The sequence below is a fragment of the Selenomonas sp. genome, assembly GCF_057272215.1.
Window position 1 is genome coordinate 346770 of the sequence record NZ_DBHIUY010000001.1, and the last position, 23784, is coordinate 370553.

15 protein-coding genes are annotated in these 23784 nt (G+C 56.2%); 13 read left to right on the forward strand and 2 right to left on the reverse strand.

Features of this window, described 5'->3' with window-relative positions:
• Positions 1 to 91: 91 nt before the first annotated feature.
• Positions 92 to 748, reverse strand: coding sequence for a hypothetical protein (locus ACO5Z0_RS01470; RefSeq protein ID WP_442672800.1), 657 nt, complete (start codon positions 746 to 748; stop codon positions 92 to 94).
• A gap of 154 nt (positions 749 to 902) precedes the next feature.
• On the opposite strand from ACO5Z0_RS01470, the gene ACO5Z0_RS01475 reads away from it, so the two are divergent.
• The 12 genes from ACO5Z0_RS01475 (at position 903) to ACO5Z0_RS01530 (ending at position 20367) form a co-directional block, all read left to right on the forward strand.
• Entirely contained in the window at positions 903 to 2252 is a 1350-nt protein-coding gene (locus tag ACO5Z0_RS01475; protein ID WP_485648981.1) for a methyltransferase domain-containing protein, read from the forward strand.
• A gap of 11 nt (positions 2253 to 2263) precedes the next feature.
• Positions 2264 to 3979, forward strand: coding sequence for an ABC transporter ATP-binding protein/permease (locus ACO5Z0_RS01480; protein ID WP_485648911.1), 1716 nt, complete (start codon positions 2264 to 2266; stop codon positions 3977 to 3979).
• Positions 3980 to 4181: 202 nt separating this feature from the next.
• A complete protein-coding gene (locus ACO5Z0_RS01485) occupies positions 4182 to 4757 on the forward strand; it encodes an N-acetylmuramoyl-L-alanine amidase (RefSeq protein ID WP_485648912.1) in 576 nt (191 codons plus the stop codon).
• Between the two features lie 9 nt (positions 4758 to 4766).
• Positions 4767 to 5060: an antibiotic resistance protein MarC gene (locus ACO5Z0_RS01490; RefSeq protein WP_485648913.1), complete on the forward strand. Its 294-nt coding sequence runs from the start codon at positions 4767 to 4769 to the stop codon at positions 5058 to 5060.
• Positions 5061 to 5305: 245 nt separating this feature from the next.
• Complete coding sequence (locus ACO5Z0_RS01495) at positions 5306 to 6460, forward strand: glucose-1-phosphate adenylyltransferase (protein WP_442672989.1); 1155 nt, start codon at positions 5306 to 5308, stop codon at positions 6458 to 6460.
• A gap of 41 nt (positions 6461 to 6501) precedes the next feature.
• Positions 6502 to 7608 (forward strand): glucose-1-phosphate adenylyltransferase subunit GlgD, encoded by a 1107-nt coding sequence (gene glgD / locus ACO5Z0_RS01500; protein ID WP_442676428.1) that lies wholly within the window; start codon positions 6502 to 6504, stop codon positions 7606 to 7608.
• A gap of 259 nt (positions 7609 to 7867) precedes the next feature.
• Positions 7868 to 10309, forward strand: coding sequence for a glycogen/starch/alpha-glucan phosphorylase (locus tag ACO5Z0_RS01505; RefSeq protein WP_442676427.1), 2442 nt, complete (start codon positions 7868 to 7870; stop codon positions 10307 to 10309).
• Between the two features lie 67 nt (positions 10310 to 10376).
• On the forward strand, positions 10377 to 12572 hold the full coding sequence (glgB, locus tag ACO5Z0_RS01510) for a 1,4-alpha-glucan branching protein GlgB (protein ID WP_485648914.1): 2196 nt from the start codon (positions 10377 to 10379) through the stop codon (positions 12570 to 12572).
• A gap of 134 nt (positions 12573 to 12706) precedes the next feature.
• Positions 12707 to 14146 carry a glycogen synthase GlgA gene (gene glgA / locus ACO5Z0_RS01515; protein WP_485648916.1) on the forward strand — a complete coding sequence of 480 codons (1440 nt, stop codon included), beginning with the start codon at positions 12707 to 12709 and terminating at the stop codon, positions 14144 to 14146.
• Between the two features lie 150 nt (positions 14147 to 14296).
• Positions 14297 to 17746: a 4-alpha-glucanotransferase gene (gene malQ / locus ACO5Z0_RS01520; RefSeq protein WP_485648917.1), complete on the forward strand. Its 3450-nt coding sequence runs from the start codon at positions 14297 to 14299 to the stop codon at positions 17744 to 17746.
• A gap of 167 nt (positions 17747 to 17913) precedes the next feature.
• Positions 17914 to 18636, forward strand: a complete 723-nt coding sequence (locus ACO5Z0_RS01525; RefSeq protein WP_485648918.1) for a DUF2225 domain-containing protein — start codon at positions 17914 to 17916, stop codon at positions 18634 to 18636.
• Positions 18637 to 18759: 123 nt separating this feature from the next.
• A complete protein-coding gene (locus ACO5Z0_RS01530; protein ID WP_485648919.1) occupies positions 18760 to 20367 on the forward strand; it encodes a DUF4127 family protein in 1608 nt (535 codons plus the stop codon).
• A gap of 250 nt (positions 20368 to 20617) precedes the next feature.
• Here ACO5Z0_RS01530 and serC read toward each other — a convergent pair whose 3' ends face one another.
• Positions 20618 to 21706 (reverse strand): 3-phosphoserine/phosphohydroxythreonine transaminase, encoded by a 1089-nt coding sequence (gene serC, locus ACO5Z0_RS01535; RefSeq protein WP_485648920.1) that lies wholly within the window; start codon positions 21704 to 21706, stop codon positions 20618 to 20620.
• A gap of 203 nt (positions 21707 to 21909) precedes the next feature.
• On the opposite strand from serC, the gene serA reads away from it, so the two are divergent.
• Entirely contained in the window at positions 21910 to 23493 is a 1584-nt protein-coding gene (gene serA, locus ACO5Z0_RS01540) for a phosphoglycerate dehydrogenase (RefSeq protein ID WP_485648921.1), read from the forward strand.
• The last annotated feature ends 291 nt before the right edge of the window (positions 23494 to 23784 follow it).

The following is a 23784-nucleotide window of genomic DNA, read 5'->3' on the forward strand; positions in this document are numbered from 1 at the left end:
TCATTTGAACGAGAATCTTGGTCGAAGGGGGAATGGGCGGGCTTCTTGACGCTCGCTCCAAAAGGTTTCGCTTGTGGGGCAGTATGCCTCGTCATTCGTCCTTTTCCGGTGGAATTGTGAGATTTTCCCGGAGTGCGCTGATCTCTTCGGCGAGAAAAAGTCCCGGGGGGGATTCGCGGATCATCGTGTCTTCTAAGATGCGGCTCTGCTCGGCGGGGCTGCTCGTGAGGAGCTGCGCAGGGTCAGCGGCGTTTTTCGTGCGGCTGATCGCTTGCTGCTGCGCTTCGGCGTAGGCGAGCGTCTTTTGCCGCACGGCGGCGACGAGATCGTAGTTGATTCCCGTGAGCGCGAGCGGCGGGACGTGTGCATCGACGGCGCTTTGTGTGCGCTTGGCGTCCTTGGCGAGCTGCGTGAGCCGCACGTATGTTGTCTGGATGTCGATGGCGCCTTCCTTGAAGCTCTCAAGCGTGTTGTGGTATTGCTGCCAGTTGTAGTCGAGCTGCGTGATGTTTTTTTTATGCTCGTCGTACCATGCGCTGAAAATCTCCTGCTGTTGATGGATTTCGGCGCGTTCTTCCGGCGTCATCTTCGGTGGGGGCGGCGGCGGGAAACTCCAAAATGCCGCCGCGCCTGTAAGAAGGAGCGTAAGCGAAAAGATCGCCCAGATCTTGCGGCTGGGGATCCAGCGGTAGAGCAGCACGAGTGCAAGGAAAACGAGAGCGAGCAGGAGATATTTATAGGACGGCATGGGAAATCTTCCTTTCCATCAGGGCGGCGGCGAAAGAGGGAGAACTTTCTCTCATTGTAGCATACGGAAGCTCTTGCGTGAAGCGATGAAAGTCGTTATACTGAAAAGCAGTGCAGAACATGAGAAGGATTCCCATAGGAATGAGGTGGAGTATATGCTTACCGTCCTTTTGCTTTTGACGGGGGATTTGCAGGAAGCGCGCATGATGCAGGCGTATCTGCACGAGAATTATCCGCAGGGGGATTGTGAGAAGATCTTCATGTATTGCGGGAAGGATCCGGCGGTCTTGGCGTTTTTGGAAGGGGAAGGCGGCGGCACGCTGTTTGACGGCAGGAACGCAGGCATAGCGGCGTCCTGCAATGCGGCTCTTCGCCATGCGCGCGGTGAAGATGTGCTGTTTTTGACAGCGCCTTATTTTCTCATGCCGCCGGCGATTCGCGCTATGCAGCGGGCGGCTGCCGCTTTTGACGGGGCGGCGCTGATTTTTCCCATGCTGCGAGAATCCGTGGGGGTGGGCAAGGAGCAGGAACTTCCCGCCGAACCGTGTGCGGATTATCAAGATGCAGCGGGGCTTTGCCGCTTTGCTGAAAGCTTGTCCGCAGAGCAGAGGACGTCGTTTGTTTTCGCATCGTTGGATTTTTGCTTTTTCGCGAAGCGCCAAGTTTTGCTGGAGCAGGGATGTTTTTCTGAAGAGTTTCAAAGCATACCGTTTCTCATGCTCGATCTTTGCCTGCGCTTTTGGAAAGAAGGGCGCTTCTGTGTTGCCGCGCATGGGGCGTTTGCGCATCGAAATGGCATAACGGCTGCCTACGGTATGCGCGATACGGAATTGTTTTTCCGCAAATATGGGGTTCGGTATCCGTATTCTTTTATACCGCGCATGGACCTTTTGCAGATGATGGATGTTCAAAAGCCGGAGCTTTCCGTGCTTGAGGTCGGCTGTGCCTGCGGGGCGACGCTCCTTGCTGTTCGCAACAGGAATCCGAATGCGGAGCTTTGCGGTATTGAATTTGATGAGCAGGCGGCGGCGTTTGCGAGGCGTTTCGCTGTCGTCGAGGCGCTGGATGTGGAAACGCTGCATAAGCCTCTGTGGCATGAAAAGTTTGACTGTATCATCTTGGGCGATGTCATTGAGCATCTGCGCGATCCGTGGCGGGCGATGAAGAATCTCGCCGCCCTGTTGAAGCCGAACGGTCATGTCGTCGTCAGCATTCCAAACGTCATGCATGTGTCTGTATTTCGCATGATGTTTGCCGGCCGCTGGACGTATGAGGAAGAGGGGATTCTTGACCGCACGCACCTGCGCTTTTTCACGCTCGCAGAGAGCTTGGCGCTCCTGCGCGGCGTTGGGCTTGAACCGCAGCAGATTGCTCGTGCGGATCTTTTCGACGGCGAGCGGGATCAGGCGCTTTTGGAACGGTTGACGGATTTTTTGATGCCGGATGTCGATCCGGTGGAGCTTCGTACGTATCAATGGCTGATATCGGCGCAGAAACAGGGATAGGGGGAGCGTTTGTGGAAGAAAAGAGCGTTTGGCGCATTTGCCGTGAGCTGATTCGCGGCTATTGGGTTTCTGAGGAGAAGTGGAAGGCGCGCGGGCTGCTTGCCGTCGTCGTTACGCTGAATTTCATCACGGTCGGTATGCTCGTTTTGATCAACGATTGGTACAACGAGTTTTACAACGCTTTACAAGGCTACGAGTATGAGCTTTTTTGGCCGCTCGTCGGCAAGTTTGCTGGCCTCGCTTTTTTGCATATTGCCGTCGCTGTCTATGCCATCTATCTGCGGCAGATGCTGCAGATCAAGTGGCGTTCGTGGCTTACGGAGCGTTACCTCGCACGTTGGATGGAAAAACGCGCGTACTATAAGCTCGAAACGCTCGTCGAGGGCACGGACAATCCCGACCAGCGCATATCGGAGGATATCGATCAGTTCGTCGAGCTGACGCTTTCGCTTTCCGTAGGATTCTTGAAGCAGCTGACGACGCTTGTGGCGTTTGCCGTCGTGCTCTGGAATCTGTCGGGCGTTTTGACCGTTCCCATCGGCAGCTGGGAGTTTCATGTCTACGGCTATATGCTGTGGTTCTCGCTGATTTATTCTGTCGTGGGCACGGTCGGCGTACATCGCGTCGGACGAAAGCTCATCGGGCTGAATTTCGAGAAGCAGCGCTTTGAGGCGGATTTTCGCTTCAGCATGATGCGTGTGCGTGAAAACAGCGAGAGCATCGCTTTCTACGGCGGCGAGATGCAGGAAGTGCGCGGCTTCAAGGAGCGCTTCGCACGCGTCATCGGCAACTTTCGCGAGTTTATGCGCCAGACGAAAATCTTGAATTTCTACATCAACGGCTATGCGCAGCTTGCGATCATCGTGCCGCTCATCATGGCGGCGCCGCGCTACTTCGGCGGCGAGATGGCGCTGGGCGGTCTCATGCAGACGATTTCGGCGTTCGGCAGAGTGCAGGGCGCTTTGTCGTATTTCGTTGAGGCGTATGGCTCGATTGCTGCCTATGCGGCTGTCGTGCGCCGACTCAGCGGCTTCACGGCGCACATCGAGGAAGTCGACGGCGCAGAGAGCGCCGTCACGTCTGCGTCGTCTGCGGGCGGCTTCTCTGTGCGGGAGCTATCCGTTGCGCTGCCTGACGGCACGGATCTTTTGAAGGACTGCTCGCTTTCGCTTGCTGCCGGAGAATCTTTGCTCGTCACGGGGGCTTCGGGCGCGGGCAAGTCGACGCTTCTTCGTGCGCTTGCGGGGCTTTGGCCCTTTGCGCGAGGTTCGGCGGCATTTCCTGCGGAAGAGAAGCGGCTCTTTCTCTCGCAGAAGCCATACCTGCCGCTCGGCTCTTTGCGCCGCGCCGTCTGCTATCCGCTGACGGCAGAGCCGCCGCGCGCTGAGATGGAGCGCGTGCTGCGTCTCTGCGGCATGGAGCAGTTCATCGCGCGCCTTGATGAGACGGCGGATTGGAGCCATATCTTGTCGCTCGGCGAGCAGCAGCGCATCGCTTTTGCACGCATCCTTCTCGTGCGCCCGGCGTGGGCGTTTCTTGATGAAGCGACGAGTGCGCTCGACGAGGCGCGGGAGAAGGCGCTTTATGCGATGCTGGCGCACGAGCTGCCTGCGATGGGCATTGTGAGCGTCGGACATCGCTCGGCGCTCTTTTCACAGCACGAAAGAGAGCTGCATCTCGATGGCGCGGGCGGCTGGACGACGCGCACCATCACAGAACCAACGTAAACTTTCAGGACCTATGTTCAGCCGTCACACGAAATGGCATGATGCGATTTCTAGCCCGTTTCCTGCGGTAGGTTCATCAAAGAAGTACGCTGCACATAGGTCCTCACGCCCTTACAGAAGCCTAACCAATCGGTCTGCGCCTTCGGCTTGACCTCTTGGGGCTTCATGGTAAACGAAAAACTGGAAAGCGGGTATCCCATATATGAATCGCAGAAATTTCCTTAAAAACACGGTCCTTCTTGCCGCCGGCGCGTGCATCGCGCCGAACATCCTCATTCCCGAGGATGCGAAGGCAGCCGTTTCAAACGGCGTGCATGTCGTCGAAACAAATTTGAAGTTTTTATCGCTTGACAAGCGCAGTTTCACGGACAGCATCATTCTGCACCACATCGGCGATACGGATCGCGATGTGTCGGCGGCGACGATCCACCAATGGCATCTGAAAAACGGCTGGTCAGGCATCGGCTATCATTTCGTCGTGCATAAGAATGGCATCATCGAACGCGGCAGACCGCTCGACGCTGTGGGGGCGCATTGCTGGCATCACAACGCGACGTCGATCGGCATCAATCTCGTCGGCGACTTCGAGCAGGCGGGGCCGACGACGGTGCAGCTTGACGCCGCCATGCGCCTCATTGCCGAGCTTTCGCATCGGTACAAGCTGAAACCCGGTGCGGGTACGGTATTCGGACATAGAGATTTCAACTCGACGCTCTGCCCCGGCAAGAATCTTTACGCGAAACTTTCCGGGCTTTGCACGAGTGCGTCTCGGCTATAGGAGGCTGGCATGAGCGAGTCGTATCACTACAGGCGCATCCCCAAGCCGCCGCCGAAAGATCCGGCGCAGGAGACGCGCGGGCGCAACACGAAGCGCAACCTCACGCTCGTCATCTTGGGGCTTAGCTATGCGCTCTACAGGCACGATGTGCCGCTTCTCATCGCCGCGCTGGCGATCCTGCTATTCTTTTTGCAGCCGCTTGCAGAAAAGCATCTTGGCAGCTTCGGCAAGATCGTTTCGGGCTTTTTGCGCGGCGTGGGCATCGCAGCCTTTATCGGCGCGATCGCCATGCTGTTTTTCTGAGAGGGTCTCCCGTTTTAGTGAAAGGTCTCGCCGCTCGTGGACAAGCGTCTGAAAAATCAAGAAAAAACATTTTCCCCGCGGGATGCGGCAGGAAATCCATGTGTTTTGTGGAATAATAACAATAACAGAAACATAAGATCACGAGAGGAAAGACCTTCGCTTTCCCGCAGGGGCGGGCATAATTTTGCTGGTTCAGTAAGGGCAGAAATATGGGCGTGCCACAGCATGCCCCGGGAGGGATTCACATGAGAAAAACAGAATACTTGGCGATGATCTTAGCCGGCGGTCAAGGCAGCCGTCTCGGCGCCTTGACGAAGAAGATTGCGAAGCCTGCCGTTCCGTTCGGCGGCAAATACCGCATCATTGACTTTCCTTTGAGCAACTGCGCCAATTCCGGCATTGACAAGGTCGGCGTGCTCACACAGTATCGCCCCTTGGAACTTCACAACTACCTCGGCACGGGCAGCGCATGGGATCTCGACAAGAAGGACGGCGGTGTATTCATCCTGCCGCCGTACGCACGGGAGAAGGGCGCCGACTGGTATCAGGGCACGGCGGACGCTATCTATCAGAACCTCAACTTCATCGACAGCGTTGATCCTGAATACGTCTTGATCCTTTCCGGCGACCATATCTACACGATGGACTATTCGTGGATGCTCGAAGCGCACAAGGGGCATAAGGCGGAAGCGACGATCGGCGTCATTGAAGTGCCTTGGGAAGAGGCGTCGCGCTTCGGCATCATGAACGCTGACAAGGATGGGCGCATCGTCGAGTTTGAGGAGAAGCCGTCCGAGCCGAAATCGAACCTCGCATCTATGGGCATCTACATCTTCAACCGCAGGTTCCTGCAGCAGTATCTGGAAGAAGATGCGAAGGACAGCATGTCGAGCCATGACTTCGGCAAGAACATCATTCCGAAGATGCTCGCGGACAAGGCGCGTCTCTTCACGTACGCTTTCGACGGCTACTGGAAGGACGTCGGCACGATCGAGAGCCTTTGGCAGGCGAACATGGATCTCCTGCAGGATGAGCCGCCGTTTGCCCTTGACGGCAGCTGGCGCATCTATTCGTCAAATCCATCGCTGCCGCCGCACTACGTCGGACGCGAAGCCGATGTGACCCGCTCGATGGTGAGCGAGGGCTCTATGGTATTCGGCGAGGTGAAAAATTCCGTGATTTTCCAGGGCGTGCGCATCGGCAAGGGCGCGCGCGTCACGAACTCGGTCATCATGCCGTTTGTAAGGATCGAGGAAGGCGCTGTCATCGATCATGCGATCATAGCGCAGGGGGCGACGATTGCCGCCGGCGCTAAGGTCGAGGGAGAAGAGGGCGCGATCGCCGTCATCCCGGAAAATGAGGTTGTCATGGCGCAGACAGGCAGCAAGCAGGCGGGCTGAAATCCTTGCAAAAGGAATTTAAGGGAACGGAGTGAAACATTGTGAATACGGTCATGGGTCTTATCAACCTGCATGAGGACAACGGTCGCATCAAAGAGCTGACGGAGAGCCGCCCCATCGGCTCCATGCCGTTCGCAGGGCGTTACCGCGTCATTGACTTCGTGCTTTCGAGCATGGTCAACTCCGGCATCAGCCATGTAGGCATCGTGCTGCCCTCGCAGTCGCGTTCAGTCATGGATCACCTGCGTTCAGGCAAGGATTGGGATCTTGCAAGGCGTCACGAGGGTCTTTTCTATCTGCCGCTTGCAAAGGATGACAAGGACACGCGCCCCGGCGATCTCAAGACATTCTACCACAACATCGATTTTGTCGAACACAGTGCGCAAAAGTATGTGCTTCTCGCGAGTGCGAGCTACATTTACAACATGAACTTCGCGCCGGTACTGCGCTTCCATCAGAATACGAACGCCGACATCACGATGGTTTACAACATCGCAACGGAAGAGGAGCCGGATGAGGGCGTCGTCATTGAGACGGCGGAGAACGGTCTCGTCGAGGACATCGCCTTGAAGCCTGTCATCTACCAAGGCTCGAAGGTCTCGAACGGCGCATTGCTCATGGAAAAGCGCGTATTCGTTGAAATGGTGCGATCGACGTATGAGCACGGCGGCACGCATCTCGTGCTCGACGGCATCATTCGCCGCGCCGACCGTTATACGATGTACGGCTGTATGCACGAGGGCTATACGGCGTGCGTTTCTTCGACGTCGTCCTACTACAAGGCGAGCATGGAGGCGCTCGAACCTGCGAACTGGGATGAGCTGTTTATGCAGAACGGCTTCATCTTCACGAAGTCGAAGGACGGCGTACCCGTGCAGTACAAGGCGGCATCGCATGTGCAGAACTCGCTCGTCGCCAATGGCTGCGTCGTCTATGGCGAAGTCGAAAACAGCATCCTGTTTCGCGGCGTGACCGTAGCGCCGGGGGTGAAGATTCGAAATTCCATCATCATGGAAAAATGTGATCTTGAGGAGAATGTGCTCGTCGAGAACGTGATCTGCGACAAGAACGTAGTGATCACGCAAGGGCGCTGGCTCAAGGGAGCGCCGAACTATCCGCTGATCGTCAACAAGAATGTTGTGATTTGATCGAAGGTGCGCCCGCCTTTCGGGCGGGTCGGAAAGCCGCTCCGAGGCGCTTGCCTGTTGGACTAAGGCGGGGATGCGCGTCGGAGCGGCTTTTTCGTCAGCGGTGAATATGCAGTAAGAAAAGACAGCAGTCTGTATCAAGCCGGGCGGCGGATGTTTGCCGCAGTGGATTTTTTCGAGCAGCGGTTTCTCGCCTCGCGAAAGAAAAAAGGCGTGTAGATCCATGTGACTGCCAAAGCAAGTTAGGAGGACTGATCTCATGGCAAATAAGAGGAATGAGCTGGGGCTGGCAAAGGAAGGTTTGAAACAAAGATTCCTGGCTACGGCGCATATCCTGTGGGGCAGGGATTTCGCCGAGCTCACATCGCATGAGGTTTATGCGACGATCGTTGCCGTCGTGAAGCAGTATATCAGTGAGAATTGGGTCAAGACGAACAAGGCGTATATGAACCGCCGCGACAAGCAGGTGTATTACTTCTCCATCGAATTTCTGCTCGGTCGGCTCATGCGTTCGAATCTTGTCAATCTCGGGGAGATGGAGCTTTTCCATGACGCTTTGGAAGAGCTCGACGTCGATCTCAGCAACTGCTTCCCCGAAGAGCCGGATGCGGGTCTCGGCAACGGTGGCTTGGGTCGTCTTGCTGCGTGCTTCATCGACTCGATGGCGTCCTTGGGGCTGCCCGGGCATGGCTGCAGCATCCGTTATCAATACGGTCTCTTCGAGCAGAAAATCATCAAGGGAAACCAAGTGGAGATTCCGGACAACTGGCTCGGCAACGGCTTTGAGTGGGAGTACCGCAAGGCAGACAAGGCGGTCAATGTCAAGTTCAATGGCAACGCCTACATGAAGGAAGAAGAGGACGGCAGCCTCGCTCTCGTGCATGAGGACTATATGACCGTCATGGCGATCCCTTACGACGTGCCGATCGTCGGGTTCCGCAACAATACGGTCAATACGCTGCGCCTTTGGAACGCCGAAGTCAACCGTGACTTCTCCGACTACGGCACGATGACGCGCGAGCAGATTCAGGCGAAGAAGGAGTACCGCAATTTCGTTGAGAGCATCACGGAGTATCTTTACCCCGATGACAGCTCTTATGAGGGACGCCGCCTGCGGCTCATCCAAGAGTATTTCTTCGTATCGGCGGGCGTGCAGAGCATCGTGCGCCATTATCTCGCTTCCGGCATGGAACTTAGGGATTTCGCGAAGAAGATCGCCATTCATATCAATGACACGCATCCGGCGGTCGCCGTCGCCGAACTCATGCGCATCCTCGTCGATGAACAGAGCATTGACTGGGATGAGGCGTGGCAGATCACGCGCGAGACGATGGCGTATACGAATCATACGATCATGCCCGAAGCGCTGGAGAAGTGGCCTGTCGATATGTTCCGTCCGCTTCTGCCGCGCATCTATATGATCATTGACGAGATCAACCGCCGCCACTTGGAAGAAGTGCGCAAGCGCTTCTTGAACGACGAGCAGATGGTGCGGGAGCTTTCGATCATCGAGGACGGGCAGGTACACATGGCGCGTCTCGCCATCGTCGGCAGCCACAGCGTCAACGGCGTTGCGGCGATTCATACGGACATCTTAAAGAGCGATACGCTGAAATTCTTCAACCGTTACTATCCGAAGAAGTTCAACAACAAGACGAACGGCATTACGCACCGCCGTTGGCTCATCGGCGCGAATCCCGAATTGACGGCTCTGATTGACGATGCGATCGGCGACGCATGGCAGAAAGCTCCACAAGAGCTTTCGCGTCTCAATGACCATGTGACGGACAAATCGTTCCTTTCGGAACTGGCTAAGATCAAGCGGCTCCGCAAGGGCGAGCTGTCTGACTTCATACACGCGCACGGCGGCGTTCTCGTCGATCCCGGCATGATTTTTGATATTCAGGTCAAGCGCATCCATTCGTACAAGCGCCAGATCATGAACATCCTGCATATCATGTATCTCTATCACGAGCTGAAGACGAACAAACGCTTCAGCATCCCCCCGACGGCGCGCTTCTTCGGCGGCAAGGCAGCGCCGGGCTACTATATCGCGAAGGAGACGATCCGCCTCATCAACGCCGTCGCCGACAAGGTGAACAACGACAAGGACGTCAGCGACGTGCTCAAGGTCGTGTTCATCGAAAATTTCGGCGTCTCCATCGGCGAGATCGTCTATCCGGCAGCCGATATCTCCGAGCAGATCTCGACGGCGTCGAAGGAAGCCTCGGGCACGGGCAATATGAAGTTCATGATGAACGGCGCATTGACGCTCGGCACGCTCGACGGTGCGAACGTCGAGATCAGCCAGGCGGTCGGTCGTGAACACTGCGAGATCTTCGGTCTGCGTGCAGAAGAAGTCCTGAACTACTATGCGACGGGCAGCTACAAGGCATGGGACGAGTTCAACACGAATCCTGCTGTGCGCCTTGTCGTCTCGCAGCTTGTTGACGGCACTTACGGCGACTTCCACTCGCTGCGCGACTATCTGATTCAGGGCAACGACGAATTCTTCGTCCTGAAGGATTTCGGCGCTTACGATCGGGCGCATAAGAACATGAACCGCAAGTACGAGCATCAAGCGGAATGGCTCAAGTCGTCGGCGATCAACATCGCCAACGCGGGCGTGTTCTCCTCGGATCGCACGATCAAGGAGTATGCAGATGATATTTGGCATGTGAAGCCTGTAATTATCGTCTGACAGGTAAGGCAAGGCTTTGCCGCTTCCCCATACTTTCGAGAGTTTTTCTAAGCTGGGAGGAATTATTGTGAACGTATCTGCTTTGAGTGAGTTTGATTTATTCTTATACCACCAAGGGACAAACTACCATGCTTACGAGATGCTCGGCGCCCACTTCCTAGAGCAGGACGGCAAACAGGGCGTGCGCTTTTCCGTATGGGCGCCCCATGCGAAGTCCGTGAGCGTCGTCGGCGACTTCAACGAATGGGACACGCGCACGCATACGATGCAAAAGATCGGCGACGGCGAGATATGGGTGATCTTCATCGAAGGGCTCGAAGAAGGCGAGGTCTATAAATACGCGATTGAGCCGCAGTGGGGCGGCCCGCACATCATGAAGGCGGATCCTTACGGCTTCTATGCGGAGAAAAAGCCAAAGACGGCGTCGCGCCTGTACAACCTCAATAAATATCAATGGAACGATGCGAAGTGGCAGGAGCGCAAAAAGACGCATCCATCGTATGCAAATCCCATGCTGACGTACGAGGTGCATCTCGGCTCGTGGCGGCGCACGCTCGACGGCGAGTACCTTTCGTATCGCGAGCTTGCCGATCAGCTCGTCGGCTACGCGAAGAAGATGAACTTTACGCACATCGAGATCATGCCGCTCTGCGAGCATCCGTTCGACGGATCGTGGGGCTATCAGGCGACGGGATACTATGCGGTCACGAGCCGCTATGGCGAGCCGGACGACTTCCGCTACTTCGTTGACACGGCGCATAAGAATGGCATCGCCGTCATCATGGACTGGGTGCCCGGTCACTTCTGCAAGGACGAGCAGGGACTTCGCCACTTCGACGGCATGACACTCTACGAGTCAGATAACGAGCAGCGCGCTGAGAATTGGGAATGGGGCACGACGAACTTCGACTACGGCAGGACGGAGATACAGAGCTTCCTCATCTCGAATGCCATGTTCTGGTTCGAGGAGTACCATATCGACGGTCTGCGCATCGACGCCGTCGCCAACATGCTCTACCTGAACTACGGCAGGAAGGATGGCGAGTGGCAGCCGAACAAGTACGGCGACACGGGCAACTTAGAAGCGATGGACTTCATCAAGAAGCTCAACGAAGCGATCTTCAAGTTCCATCCCAACGCGCTGATGATTGCGGAGGAATCGACGTCGTGGCCTTTGATCTCAAAGCCTGTCTACATGGGCGGCATGGGATTCAATTACAAGTGGAACATGGGCTGGATGAACGACATGCTCTCGTACATGAGCCTTGATCCCATCTATCGCAAGTGGAATCAGGACAAGGTCACGTTCTCCTTCATGTATGCGTTCAGCGAGAACTTTGTGCTTCCTTTGTCGCATGACGAGGTCGTGCACGGCAAATGCTCGCTCGTGAGCAAGATGCCCGGCGACTACTGGCAGAAATTTGCAGGACTGCGCGGCTTCTTCGGCTACTGGATGGCGCATCCGGGCAAGAAGCTCCTCTTTATGGGCGGCGAGTTTGCACAGTTCATCGAGTGGAACTACGACGACAGTCTCGATTGGCACCTCGTCGAAGAATACCCGATGCACACGAAGATGCTCGAATACTCGCGTGCGCTGAACAAGTTTTACACGGAAAACCGTCCGTTCTGGGAAGTCGATTTCGACTGGAACGGGTTCGAGTGGATCGACTGCAACGACAGTGAGAATTCCATCATCACATTCGTTCGAAAGTCCGACGCCCCCGACGACTTCATCGTCGTCCTCTGCAACTTCACACCGGAGGTGCGCCATGATTACCGCATCGGCGTGCCGAAGAAGGGCGCTTACATCGAGGTGTTCAACAGCGACGCCGAGGAGTTCGGCGGTTCCGGCGTGAAGAATGAGGGCGAGCTTTATACGGAGGACTATGGCTGGCATGAGCGCGAACAGTCGCTTGTCATTACCGTGCCGCCGATGGCGACGATCTACTTGAGGCACAGAGACGCCGTCCCTTTTGTCAAACGTTCCGTGTCTGAGGAAGAGGACGCTGTCCTTGTCGTCAAAGGCGTGGAGAAAAAAAAGGCAAAGGCGCCGAAGAAGCCGGCAGCAAAAAGCCCGGCGGCGCAGGAAAAGGCGAAGCAGCCGGCGGCAAAAGCCGCGCCGCAAAAGGCGGCAGCTAAGGCGAGCGAAGAGAAAAAGACTGCCGTCAAGGCGCGTTCGCGCAAGACAGAGTCTACGAAGAGCATGAAAAAGGCAGAGCCGCCGAAAAAGAACGGCAAGAAGAAAGCGGCTGCCGCGCAGTAAGATCGATCGAAATCAACGAGGGGAACAGTATTCATCCCGTGCCTTTCAAGGAAGCGGGCGGGGGATAACGATAAAAGGGTGTTGCGCTGCGGGGCGAGGCTGGCAGCGCCGCAGCACAGAAGGGGGTTTATATCATGCGGGTACTTTATGTTGCTGCCGAGGCTGTGCCTTTTGCCAAGACCGGCGGTTTGGCGGACGTTGCCGGATCTCTCCCGAAGGAACTGGTCAAACAGGGTGTGGATATACGCGTCGTCATGCCGAAGTTTGGCAAGATCGCAGCGGAATATATCGATCAGATGGAGCATCTTTACGACGGCACGCTTCCCGTTGCATGGCGCGATAAGTTCGTCGGGCTCGATCGCCTCGTCAAGGATGGCGTGACCTATTACTTCATCGACAACGAAGAGTATTTCTATCGCGAGGGCTTCTACGGCTATGACGACGATGCCGAGCGGTTTTCCTTCTTCGCACGCGCCGTCTTGAATCTCCTCGATGCGATGGATTTCCGGCCCGACGTCATCCACGCGAACGACTGGCACGCGGGTCTTGTCCCCGTACTCTTGAAGCTCGAACACATGGGCGATGAACGCTACGAGCGGATTCGTACGATCTATACGATTCACAACCTCAAGTATCAAGGGGTCTTTCCTAAGAACGTGATGCATGACGTCTTGGGTCTTGACTGGAAATACTTTACGAACGGCGACTTGGAATTTTACGATGCCGTCAACTTCATGAAGGGCGGTCTGACCTACGCCGACTACATCTCGACGGTATCGCATACCTATGCCCAAGAGATTCAGTACGAATACTTTGGCGAAATGCTTGACGGACTTTTACGCAAGAGAAGCAACGATATTTACGGTATTATCAACGGCATTGATTACGAGGTTTACAACCCCGCGACGGACAAGGACATCTACGAAACCTTCGATGTGACGTCTCTCGACCGCAAGCTCGACAATAAGGTCGCCTTGCAGCGGCAGCTCGGTCTGCCCGAGAACCGTCATATTCCCCTGATCGCACTCGTTTCGCGCCTCGTGCCGCCGAAAGGGCTCGATCTCATCGTGCGCGTCATGGATGAGATCCTGCAGCACGAAGATATTCAGTTCGTCGTGCTGGGCACGGGCGACAAGGTCTACGAAGATTGGTTCAAGGGGCTTGCGTGGCGTTTCCCGCGCAAGGTCTCGGCGAACATCCGCTTCTCGAACGAGCTTGCGCAGCGCATCTATGCGGGCGCGACCGTATTCCTCATGCCGTCGAACTATGAGCCGTGCGGCATCGGGCAGCTCATTGCCATGCGCTATGGCACGATTCCCGTCGTACGCGAGACGGGCGGTCTCAAGGACACCGTCACGCAGTTCAGCAACAAGACGGGCGAGGGTACGGGCTACCTCTTCCACAACTATAATGCGCATGAAATGATGTATGCGGTAAAGCGTGCCATTCGCGAATGCAGCAACCTCGTGGAAATCTGGCCGAAAATCGTCAGAAACGCCATGCAGGCGGATTTCAGTTGGAAAAAATCGGCAGGAGAATACAAGGCGCTCTATGAAAAACTCCTGGCGAAGTGAGATTTGGCAAAGCCCGACGCTTGCGTTGGGCTTTCGTGCCTTTCCCACCTATTAACTTTGTACAAAGAAACGACGAAATAAGAAGGAGAAAGCGAATGAGCGCAAGATATGTACGTCTTGGCTTCTTCGAAGAATTTAGGAGGCGATATTATGGCGCAGCGAGAAGCGGAGCACAACTCGCAGGATGTGTTTTACCGCTCGCCCGTTGGACCTGCTGAGGCATCATCCTCCGTGCAGCTCGGCATTCGCATTAAGACAAAGGATGAAGTATCGAAGGTCATCCTGCGCCTTTGGCAGGAAGGCGCAGGAGAGCGGCTCATCGAACTCGCGGCGAAATCAGCGGAAGGCGCAGAAGAGCGCTTTTACTCTGCGCAGATCGACCTGCCTGATGTCGGCTGCCTGCTTTGGTACTACTTCATCGTTGCCACGTCCGCAGGCACTTGGTACTATGGCAACAACAGCGAGCATTTGGGCGGTATGGGCGGCATTTATGACAACGCGCCGCCGTCCTTTCAGATCACCGTGTTCAACAAGGGCGCGAAGACGCCCGATTGGGCGAAGCACGCCGTCATGTATCAGATCTTCCCCGACCGCTTCTGCCGCGAGGGAGATGCGATCATTGAGAAGAAGGGCGCCGTCGTACACGCGCACTGGGGCGACCAGCCATGCTACTACAAGGACGTCGATACAAGAGAGATCGTGCAGTACGATTTCTTCGGCGGCAATATCAAAGGTCTGAAGTCGAAGCTCCCCTACCTGAAGGAGCTTGGCATCTCCGTCATCTATCTCAATCCCGTCTTTGAATCGCCAAGCAACCACCATTACGATACGGGCGACTACCACAAGATCGACCCGATCTTCGGTACAAACGAAGAGTTTCAAGACCTCGTGAATGAAGCGAAGACTTTGGGCATACGCATCGTCTTGGACGGTGTTTTCAGTCATACGGGAAGCGACAGCATATACTTCAACCGCGAGGGCAATTACGACAGCCTCGGTGCGTTTCAGTCGCAGGAGTCGCCCTACTACAGTTGGTACAACTTCCACAAATATCCCTATGAATACGACAGCTGGTGGGGATTTTCGACGTTGCCGAACGTGTCGGAGACGACGCCTTCTTACATGGATTTTGTGATCCGCAGCGAGGACAGCGTTTTGCACTATTGGACGAAGATGGGCATTGGCGGCTGGCGGCTCGATGTCGTCGATGAGCTGCCCGCGAAGTTTACGCAGAGCTTCTATCGTGAGCTGAAATCTCTGAATCCCGATGCGATTCTCATCGGCGAGGTTTGGGAGGATGCGTCGAACAAGATCAGCTACGGCGTGCCGCGTGAGTACCTTTGCGGACAGGAGATCGACTCGGCGATGAACTATCCGTTCCGCAAGACCGTTTTGGACTTCCTGCTCAACTATATCGACGGACGACAGGCGATGCGCCTTTTGGAGAGCCTTCGGGAGAACTATCCGAAGGAAAACTTCTACGCGATGATGAACCTCATCGGCAGTCACGATGTAGAGCGCGCCGTCACGCTTCTTGGAGAAGCGCCGTTTTACGACGGTATGCCGGCGATCCATCAGTCGCGTTTCAAGCTCGACGCCGAACATTACAAGCTCGGCGTCGAGCGGCTGCGGCTCGCGGCGCTCCTACAGATGACGTATCCGGGGATGCCGTGCATCTACTATGGCGATGAGATCGGTATGCAGGGCTTCCGCGACCCATACAACCGCAGCCCTTACGACTGGAAGAATCCCGACGAGAAGGTGCGCGAATGGTACAAGAAGCTCATCCGCTTAAGGAATGAGCATACGGCGCTTCAAACGGGCGACATCCTGCCGCTCGCAGGTGAGGGCAACGTCCTCGCTTACGCACGTACAATCCGAAACGGTACGGACGAGTTTGGCGCATCGGCGAAAAATGAGGTGTTCGTCATCGTCGTCAACCGCAGCCGCACGCAGGAGGCGAAGGTCTCTTTGAACGTCGGCGACTTCGTGCAGGGGACGATGCGTGATGCGCTTGCGCCGGAAGAAACGGCAGCGATTCAGCGCGGTGTCATGACCGTGAAGCTCGCACCGCTTTCTGCGCACATCTACGAAGCGGTGCAGGAGACGCGCCGTTTTTCGCGCGAGGCAGGCGTCCTGCTCCATCCGACGTCCTTGCCGTCGAAGTACGGCATCGGCGATCTCGGCGGCGCCGCCTACCGTTTTGTCGACTTCCTTGCTGAAGCAGGGCAGAAGATTTGGCAGGTTTTGCCCCTCGGTCCGGTGAGCAGCTTTGGCTATTCGCCCTATCAATCGCCGTCGGCGTTTGCGGGCAATCCCATGCTCATATCGCTCGACATGCTCATTGACGACGGGCTTTTAGCGGCGCGTGATGTGAAAGTCGCCGCTGACAGCACGACGTCGTTCATTGACTTCGAGCGTGCTTGGGGATTCAAGAAGAAGCACTTGGAACGCGCATGGAAAAACTTTCAAAAGCAAGAAGAAAGCGCCGCATACCAAGACTTTTGCAGCAAAGAAGCCGCATGGCTTGACGACTATGCGCTCTTTGAAGCCTTAAAAGCTGAGATGAAGGACGCACCCTGGTTCGAGTGGAAGCCCGAACTGAAGGAAAGGCAAAACGCTGCGCTTCGCGCCGCACGGGATCGTCTGGCGGATGAGATCGGCTGCCAAAAGTTCTGGCAGTATCTCTTTGATAAACAGTGGCGTCATTTGCATGAATATGCGTGCAGGAAGGGCGTTCGCATCATGGGTGATATGCCCATCTTCGTTTCACACGACAGTGCGGACGTCTGGGCGCATCAATCGTTCTTCTGCCTCAACGAGGACGGTACGGCAAAGACGGTCGCAGGCGTGCCGCCCGATTATTTCAGCGCGACGGGGCAGCTTTGGGGCAACCCGCAGTACGATTGGGCGGCGATGGAAAAAGACGGCTGGAGCTGGTGGAAGAAGCGTTTTCAAAAGCTCTGTTCACTCGTCGACGTCGTGCGGCTCGATCACTTCCGCGGCTTCGAGGCGTATTGGGAGATCGACGGCAAGGCAAAGACGGCGGTCAACGGCTGCTGGCGCAAGGGACCGGGCAAGGCGTTCTTCGACGAGATGGAGAAGTCGGTCAAGAATCTTTCCATCGTCGCGGAGGATCTTGGCATCATCACCGATGCAGTCGAGAAGCTGCGCGACGACTGCGGCTATCCCGGCATGAAGGTTCTGCACTTCTGCCTGAACTTCAACGAGATGCGCCGCGTCGGGCTCGCCGTGCCCGAGAACGCCATCGTCTACACGGGTACGCACGACAACAACACGACGGTCGGCTGGTTCACGCAGGATCTCGATGCGCCTGCGCAGGCGGCGGTCGCGGAGCTTTTGAATGCGCGCGTCGATCGACCGAAGGAGATCTGTGAAAAGCTCGTCGAGTTCGCCTATGCGTCGAACGCGCGGCTTGTCGTCATCCCGATGCAGGACGTGCGCGCCCTCGACAGCCGCAGCCGCATGAACGTGCCCGGCACCGTCGGTATTAACTGGCGCTGGCGGCTCAAGGATTTCGCGCACGCCGAAGAAGATGCGAAGCGGCTCAGAAGATTGTGCGAAATGTACGAAAGGTAGCGTATGCAATGGGACGGCGGGAAAGACCTGCCGTCCGTGCAGATATAAATTTTATGGACATGTTCGATGTCCGCCCGCCTTATATGAAATGCCGAGTCGTATGCACCCTTTGGGCGAGCCGATTTGAAATTTCAGAGGCGGATAAAAAGCAAAGGAGAGCTGATACAATGGCTGAAAAGGATTATCTCTATGTAGTGAAGAAACCGTGCCCGATTTGCAGCATGGAAACGCGTGCGACGAAGGTGCGCTCACGGCTCATCACGGAGACAGTGGACAACGATCTCTGCACGCATTACAAGGACATCAATCCTTACTACTATCGTATATGGGTCTGTGAACACTGCGGCTATGCCGAGGATGAGCGTCACTTTTTGAACGGCGTTTCGCCCAAGGAGAAGAAAGAGATTCAAGACTTCCTTGCCGAACGCCACGCAGCGACCGAGTTCACGGAGCAGCGCACGCGCGACGACGCCATCAAGGCTTTGAAGCTCGCGATCTTCTACACGAAGTTCACGAGGGAGACGTTTGCCCATAAGGCGGGTTTGAACCTCACGCTTGCATGGCTCTACCGCGAGGCGGGCGACAAAGAAAACGAGGAAAAGTTCCTGACGGAAGCGGGAAAGCTTTACATCGAATCGCGCTCGCGCGAAGTGTTTCCGCAGGGGCAGATGTCGGAAGCCGACTGCATATACCTGATCGGCGCCATCCACTTCCGCTTGGGCGACTACGACACGGCGGGCAGGTATCTGTCCATGCTCATGCACAACAAGGAGCTTGAGACGAAGGAGCGCGTGACGGTCGAACGTGCGAAGGATCTGTGGTCGGATATGCGCGACAAGATGAAGGAAGAGCGCGCCGACGCTGCGGCTGAAGAGGCTCCGGCAGAGTGAACTACACGCACAAACGTCCACTTTGTGGACATTGTGCGCCGCCCTTACAGAAGCCTAGCCAATCGGTCTGCACCTTCGGCTTGACCTCTTGGGGCTTCATGGTAAAAAGAAGGGAAGTGCAAATTGCAGAAAACATGCAAGGTCTTAGCGCTTTTGCTCGCGCTCGCCTTCCTCATCCTGCCTGCCGTTGAGGCGAGCAAAAAGGATAAGACGGAGGAGATGTCACGCCAGAAGCGCATCCTGTTTATTCCGCATGACAATCGCCCGATCTCGGATAAGCAGACGGCAGACGTCGTGCGCGAACTTGGCTACGAAGTCGTCGTGCCGCCCGACGATATGCTTGGCAGCCGTACCGATCTCGGGCATCCCGAGGAACTTTGGGCTTGGGCGGAAGAACAGGCGTCCTCCGTCAGCGCTGCCGTCATCTCGTCGGACTCCATGCTTTACGGCAGTCTTGTCGGCTCAAGGAAGCATGACTATACAAGTGCTGAGGTCATGGCACGCTTGGAGAACTTCGAGGCGTTCCGTGCTGCGCACCCGGCGCTGCCGCTTTATGTATTCGGCTCGATCATGCGCACGCCGCGCTCGGGCGAAGCATCGGGGTCGGAAGAGCCGGGGTACTACAAGAATTACGGCGCGGACATCTTCCGTTACACGCTGCTGACGGATAAACAGGAAGTCGAAGGTCTGACTTCGCGGGAAAAGAAAGAATACGCTTTTTTGAAAGAGCTGATTCCCGAAAAGTCTATGGCAGACTGGATGAGCCGCCGCACGAAGAATTTTGCGGCGAACGAAAAACTCATCGACTTCACGAAGAGCGGTGTGTTCGACTACTTCGTGCTTGGGCGCGACGACAATGCACCGTACTCACAGACGCACATGGAAGGCAGGAAGCTGCTTGCATACAGCGACGGACTCGGACCTTCAAAGTTCCAGACGATGTCGGGCATCGATGAGGTGGGGCTGCTTCTGCTCTCTCGCGCGGTCAACAACATCGAGCACAAGATGCCCTTTATCCATGTGCGCTACAACAAGGGGACGGGCGGACGCACCGTGCCTGCGTACTCGGATGAGCATATCGAGGATTCGGTGCGCGCCGCTGCCACGGCGGCGGGCGCCGTACTGATCCCGAAGCCCGAGAAGTCGGAGTACGTCCTGCTCGTCAACACGAATCCCAATGGCAAGACGTATGAAGCGAACGACCGCACGAACGACGGAAAAGTGCGCGACGGCACACAGTACTTCCTCGATCTGCTCAAGGACTACATCGCCAAAGGCTATCCCGTCGGCATCGCCGACGTCGCTTACGCGAACGGCGCCGACAACGCGCTGATGGAAGGCTTGAAGCGCGAAGATCTGCTGTTCAAGCTGCGCGCCTATTCCGGCTGGAACACGCCGACGAACAGCACGGGGTTCGCCGTCGCCGAAGGGCTTCTTGCCGAACGCATGACAGACGATGCGCGGGATAATCTGCTTCTCACGCGCTACTTGGACGACTGGGCATATCAGGCGAACGTCCGCAACACGATCGCGCGTCAGCTCGGCTGGCTGCGCGGCAGCGGCGTCTACATGAGCCTCGACGACAAGATCCTCGGCGTCCAGTACCGCGCTGACCGCATGATGCGCGAGTTCGCCGATAACAATCTGCCGCCTTTGCCCGCACTGCGCGAGATAAAGGTCAACTTCCCGTGGAACCGCATGTTCGAAGCCGACATCGTGACGGCACAATGATGTAAGAAAAGCATATAAAAGAGCCGCCCAAAGCTGGATTCCAGCTTCGGGCGGCTCTTTTGTACGCATTTATCGAAGTTTTTTGCCAGAGAATTGTATCGTGCAGATATTTTGCTTGGCATGAACGGCTATAAGCTGAGCTTTCCGTTTATAGTGTGGTTGTAGACGTTCATATTCTACAGCAAAGTTCGCATCTGCCAGCAACTTTTCACGAATTTGCGCTAGCGGTATGGATGGTTTCATTGTCTGCTCAGTTTTCCTTGCGGAACTTCTGCATGAAGTCGACGAGGGCGGCGACGCCTTCGTAGGGCATCGCGTTGTAGATCGACGCCCTCATGCCGCCGACGGAGCGGTGTCCCTTGACGCCGCCGAGTCCGTATTCTGCGGCTTCGGCGACGAATTTCTTTTCAAGCTCCTCACTCGGCAGGCGGAAGGTGACGTTCATGAAAGAGCGGCTGTCCTTGTCCGCATGACCCTTGTAGAAGCCGTCGGAGCTGTCGATTGCGTCGTAGAGCAGCGCCGCCTTCTTCTCGTTGCGTTTCGCCATTTCGGAAAGACCGCCCTGCGCTTTGATCCATGCAGCGACCTTGCCGACCATGTAGATGCCGAAGGCGGGCGGCGTGTTGTAGAGGGAGTTCTTCTTGTAATGCGTCGAGTAGCGAAGCATCGTGGGAAGCGTCTCCGGGCTCTTTTCGAGCAGCGACTTCTTCGCGACGACGAGGCAGGTGCCGGCGGGGCCGAGGTTCTTTTGAACACCCGCATAGATGAAGCTGAACTTCTTGAAGTCGAGGGGACGCGAGAGCATGTCGGACGACATGTCGGCAAAGAGAGGAACTTCGCCCGTCTCGGGAATGTAGTGATATTCCGTGCCGTAAATTGTGTTGTTGTAACAAAGATGCAGATACGCTGCGTTCGGGTCGAGCTTGATCTCTTCCTGCGTCGGCACATGGCGGAAGTCGCCGTCCTTCGAGGAAGCCGCAATCTCGCCGACGCCCAAGAGCGCTGCTTCTTCATAAGCTTTCGTCGCGAAGCTGCCCGACAGCACATAGCTGCCCTTCTTCTCCTTCGTCGCGTAGTTCATCGCGACCATAGCGAAAGCGAGGCTCGCGCCGCCCTGCACGAAGAGTACGTCGTAGTCGTCGCCGAGTCCCATGAGTGAGAGGATATCCGCCTTCGCCTGATTGTGCACCTCGTCATACGCCTTGGCGCGGTGCGAGATCTCAAGGATCGACATGCCCGAGTTGCCGAAATTGAGAAACTCCGCCTGCGCTTCCTTGAGCACATCGAGCGGCAGGGCGGCGGGGCCGGGATTGAAATTGTAAATGCGATTCGCTTCCACAGAAAGACCTCCTGACAGATTGAAAAAATGTCTCCTAGATAAATATACATTCAATTCTACCCCCTTCGTCGTGTTTTCGTCAAGTGAATCTTTGTTTTTCCGGTAAGTATGCTTGCCATACGATTGTCCACTGGATAAGTTGCTGAAAAAATGGTATGATACTATTTGTGGAGTGAACATCTAGTCGTAGAGGAGCGATGAGTATGAAAATTCTTGTGGCAGACGGCGTATCTCAGAAAGCGATTGACATTCTTTCCCCGAAGTTCGAGGTTGTCGAGAAGCCGAAGCTTTCGCATGAGGAGCTGTTGGATATCATCGGCGATTTTGAAGCTGTCATCGTGCGCTCGGCGTCGAAGGTGACGAAGGACGTCATCGACAAGGCGGCGAAGCTCAAGATCATCGGCCGCGCGGGCGTCGGCGTTGACAACATTGACGTGGCGGCGGCGACGGCGCGCGGCATCATCGTCATCAATTCGCCGGGCGGCAACACGATCGCGGCGACGGAGCATACGATGGCGATGATGCTCGCGATGAGCCGCAACATCCCCATCGCCAACGAGACGATGCAGAAGGGCGAGTGGAACCGCAAGAAGTATGTCGGCGTCGAGCTGCGCGGCAAGACGCTCGGCGTCATCGGCATGGGCCGCATCGGCTCGGGCGTCGCCAAGCGTGCGCTCTCTTTTGATATGAACGTCATCGGCTACGATCCGTACATCAACGAGGAGCGTGCCAAGGCGATGGGCGTCGCGGTCGGCACGCTCGACGAAGTGATCGAGAAGGCGGATTTCATTACGGTACACATGCCGCTCAATCCGGATACGAAGGATATGCTCGACAAGAAGGCGATCGCACGCATGAAGAAGGGTGTACGTCTCGTCAACTGCGCGCGCGGCAGCATCATCAACGAGCAGGATCTCGCCGACGCCGTGAAGGCGGGGCATGTCGCGGGCGCGGCGATCGACGTCTTTACGAGCGAGCCTTTGGAAGAGGGCAATCCGCTCGTCGGCGTACCGGGCATCATCCTCACGCCGCATCTCGGCGCATCGACGGTCGAGGCGCAGATCGGCGTCGCTCTCGACGTGGCGGAGGGAATACGCGCGGCGCTTTCGGGCGAGCCTGTCTTGACGGCGGTCAACATGGCGCCCGTGTCGGCGGACGTCATGCACGTCATCCGTCCCTATCTCGACCTTGCCGAGCGCCTTGGCTGTACGGTATGCTCACTGGCTGACGGCGCGATCACGGAGCTTGCCGTCGAATACAGCGGCGATATCACCGAGGTCAACACGCAGATGCTCACGACGGGCGTCATCAAGGGTATGCTGAACCCCGTCCTTGAGTTCAACGTCAACTATGTCAACGCGCCGAGCCTTGCCAAGGAGCGCAGCATCAAGGTGCGCGAGGTCAAGCACAAGGAATCGCAGGACTTCCAGAACCTCATCTCCGTATGCGTCAAGACGGCGAAGGGAGAGACGACGGTCAAAGGCACGCTCTTCGGTACGGAAGGCCGCATCGTCTCGATCAACGGCTATCGCGTCGATGTCGATCCGCATGAGCGCATCCTCATCTGCCCGCACATCAATCGTCCCGGCGTCATCGGCACGGTCGGCACAATGATGGGCGAGCGCGGCGTCAACATCTCAAGTATGCAGGTCGGCAGGACGGACAAGGAAGGCACGAACGTCATGGTGCTGACCGTCGATCACGACATCCCGGAAGATCTTTTGCAGAAGATCACTGCCGTCGATGGCATTTTCGGCGCACGTCTCGTGAATTTTCATGCGATCTAAGGAAACACGGATAAATTCAGCCACCCATCTTCACACATCTGCACTGTCCTCTCGTCGTCACAAATCCTCGATAGGAACAGCGCATCTGTGCAAATCCGGGCGACTTCATTTTATCAGCGTTCCCTAAAACGAAGTCGCTTATATAAGAAGCACTGGCACAAAAGACAGCGGGTTTCGCGCCTGCTGTCTTTTGCGCTTTTTGGGACGCACATCCCCTTTGGTGCGTCGCTTTGCGAATCTCATTGCCACGGAAAATAATCTGTATTATAATGGATTTCGTATCATGGCAAG

Coding starts and splice junctions, on each gene's coding strand:
- ACO5Z0_RS01470 (WP_442672800.1), bottom strand. CDS start 748: ATGCCGTCCTATAAATATCTCCTGCTCGCTCTCGTTTTCCTTGCACTC.
- ACO5Z0_RS01475 (WP_485648981.1), top strand. CDS start 903: ATGCTTACCGTCCTTTTGCTTTTGACGGGGGATTTGCAGGAAGCGCGC.
- ACO5Z0_RS01485 (WP_485648912.1), top strand. CDS start 4,182: ATGAATCGCAGAAATTTCCTTAAAAACACGGTCCTTCTTGCCGCCGGC.
- ACO5Z0_RS01490 (WP_485648913.1), top strand. CDS start 4,767: ATGAGCGAGTCGTATCACTACAGGCGCATCCCCAAGCCGCCGCCGAAA.
- ACO5Z0_RS01495 (WP_442672989.1), top strand. CDS start 5,306: ATGAGAAAAACAGAATACTTGGCGATGATCTTAGCCGGCGGTCAAGGC.
- ACO5Z0_RS01505 (WP_442676427.1), top strand. CDS start 7,868: ATGGCAAATAAGAGGAATGAGCTGGGGCTGGCAAAGGAAGGTTTGAAA.
- glgA (WP_485648916.1), top strand. CDS start 12,707: ATGCGGGTACTTTATGTTGCTGCCGAGGCTGTGCCTTTTGCCAAGACC.
- malQ (WP_485648917.1), top strand. CDS start 14,297: ATGGCGCAGCGAGAAGCGGAGCACAACTCGCAGGATGTGTTTTACCGC.
- ACO5Z0_RS01525 (WP_485648918.1), top strand. CDS start 17,914: ATGGCTGAAAAGGATTATCTCTATGTAGTGAAGAAACCGTGCCCGATT.
- serA (WP_485648921.1), top strand. CDS start 21,910: ATGAAAATTCTTGTGGCAGACGGCGTATCTCAGAAAGCGATTGACATT.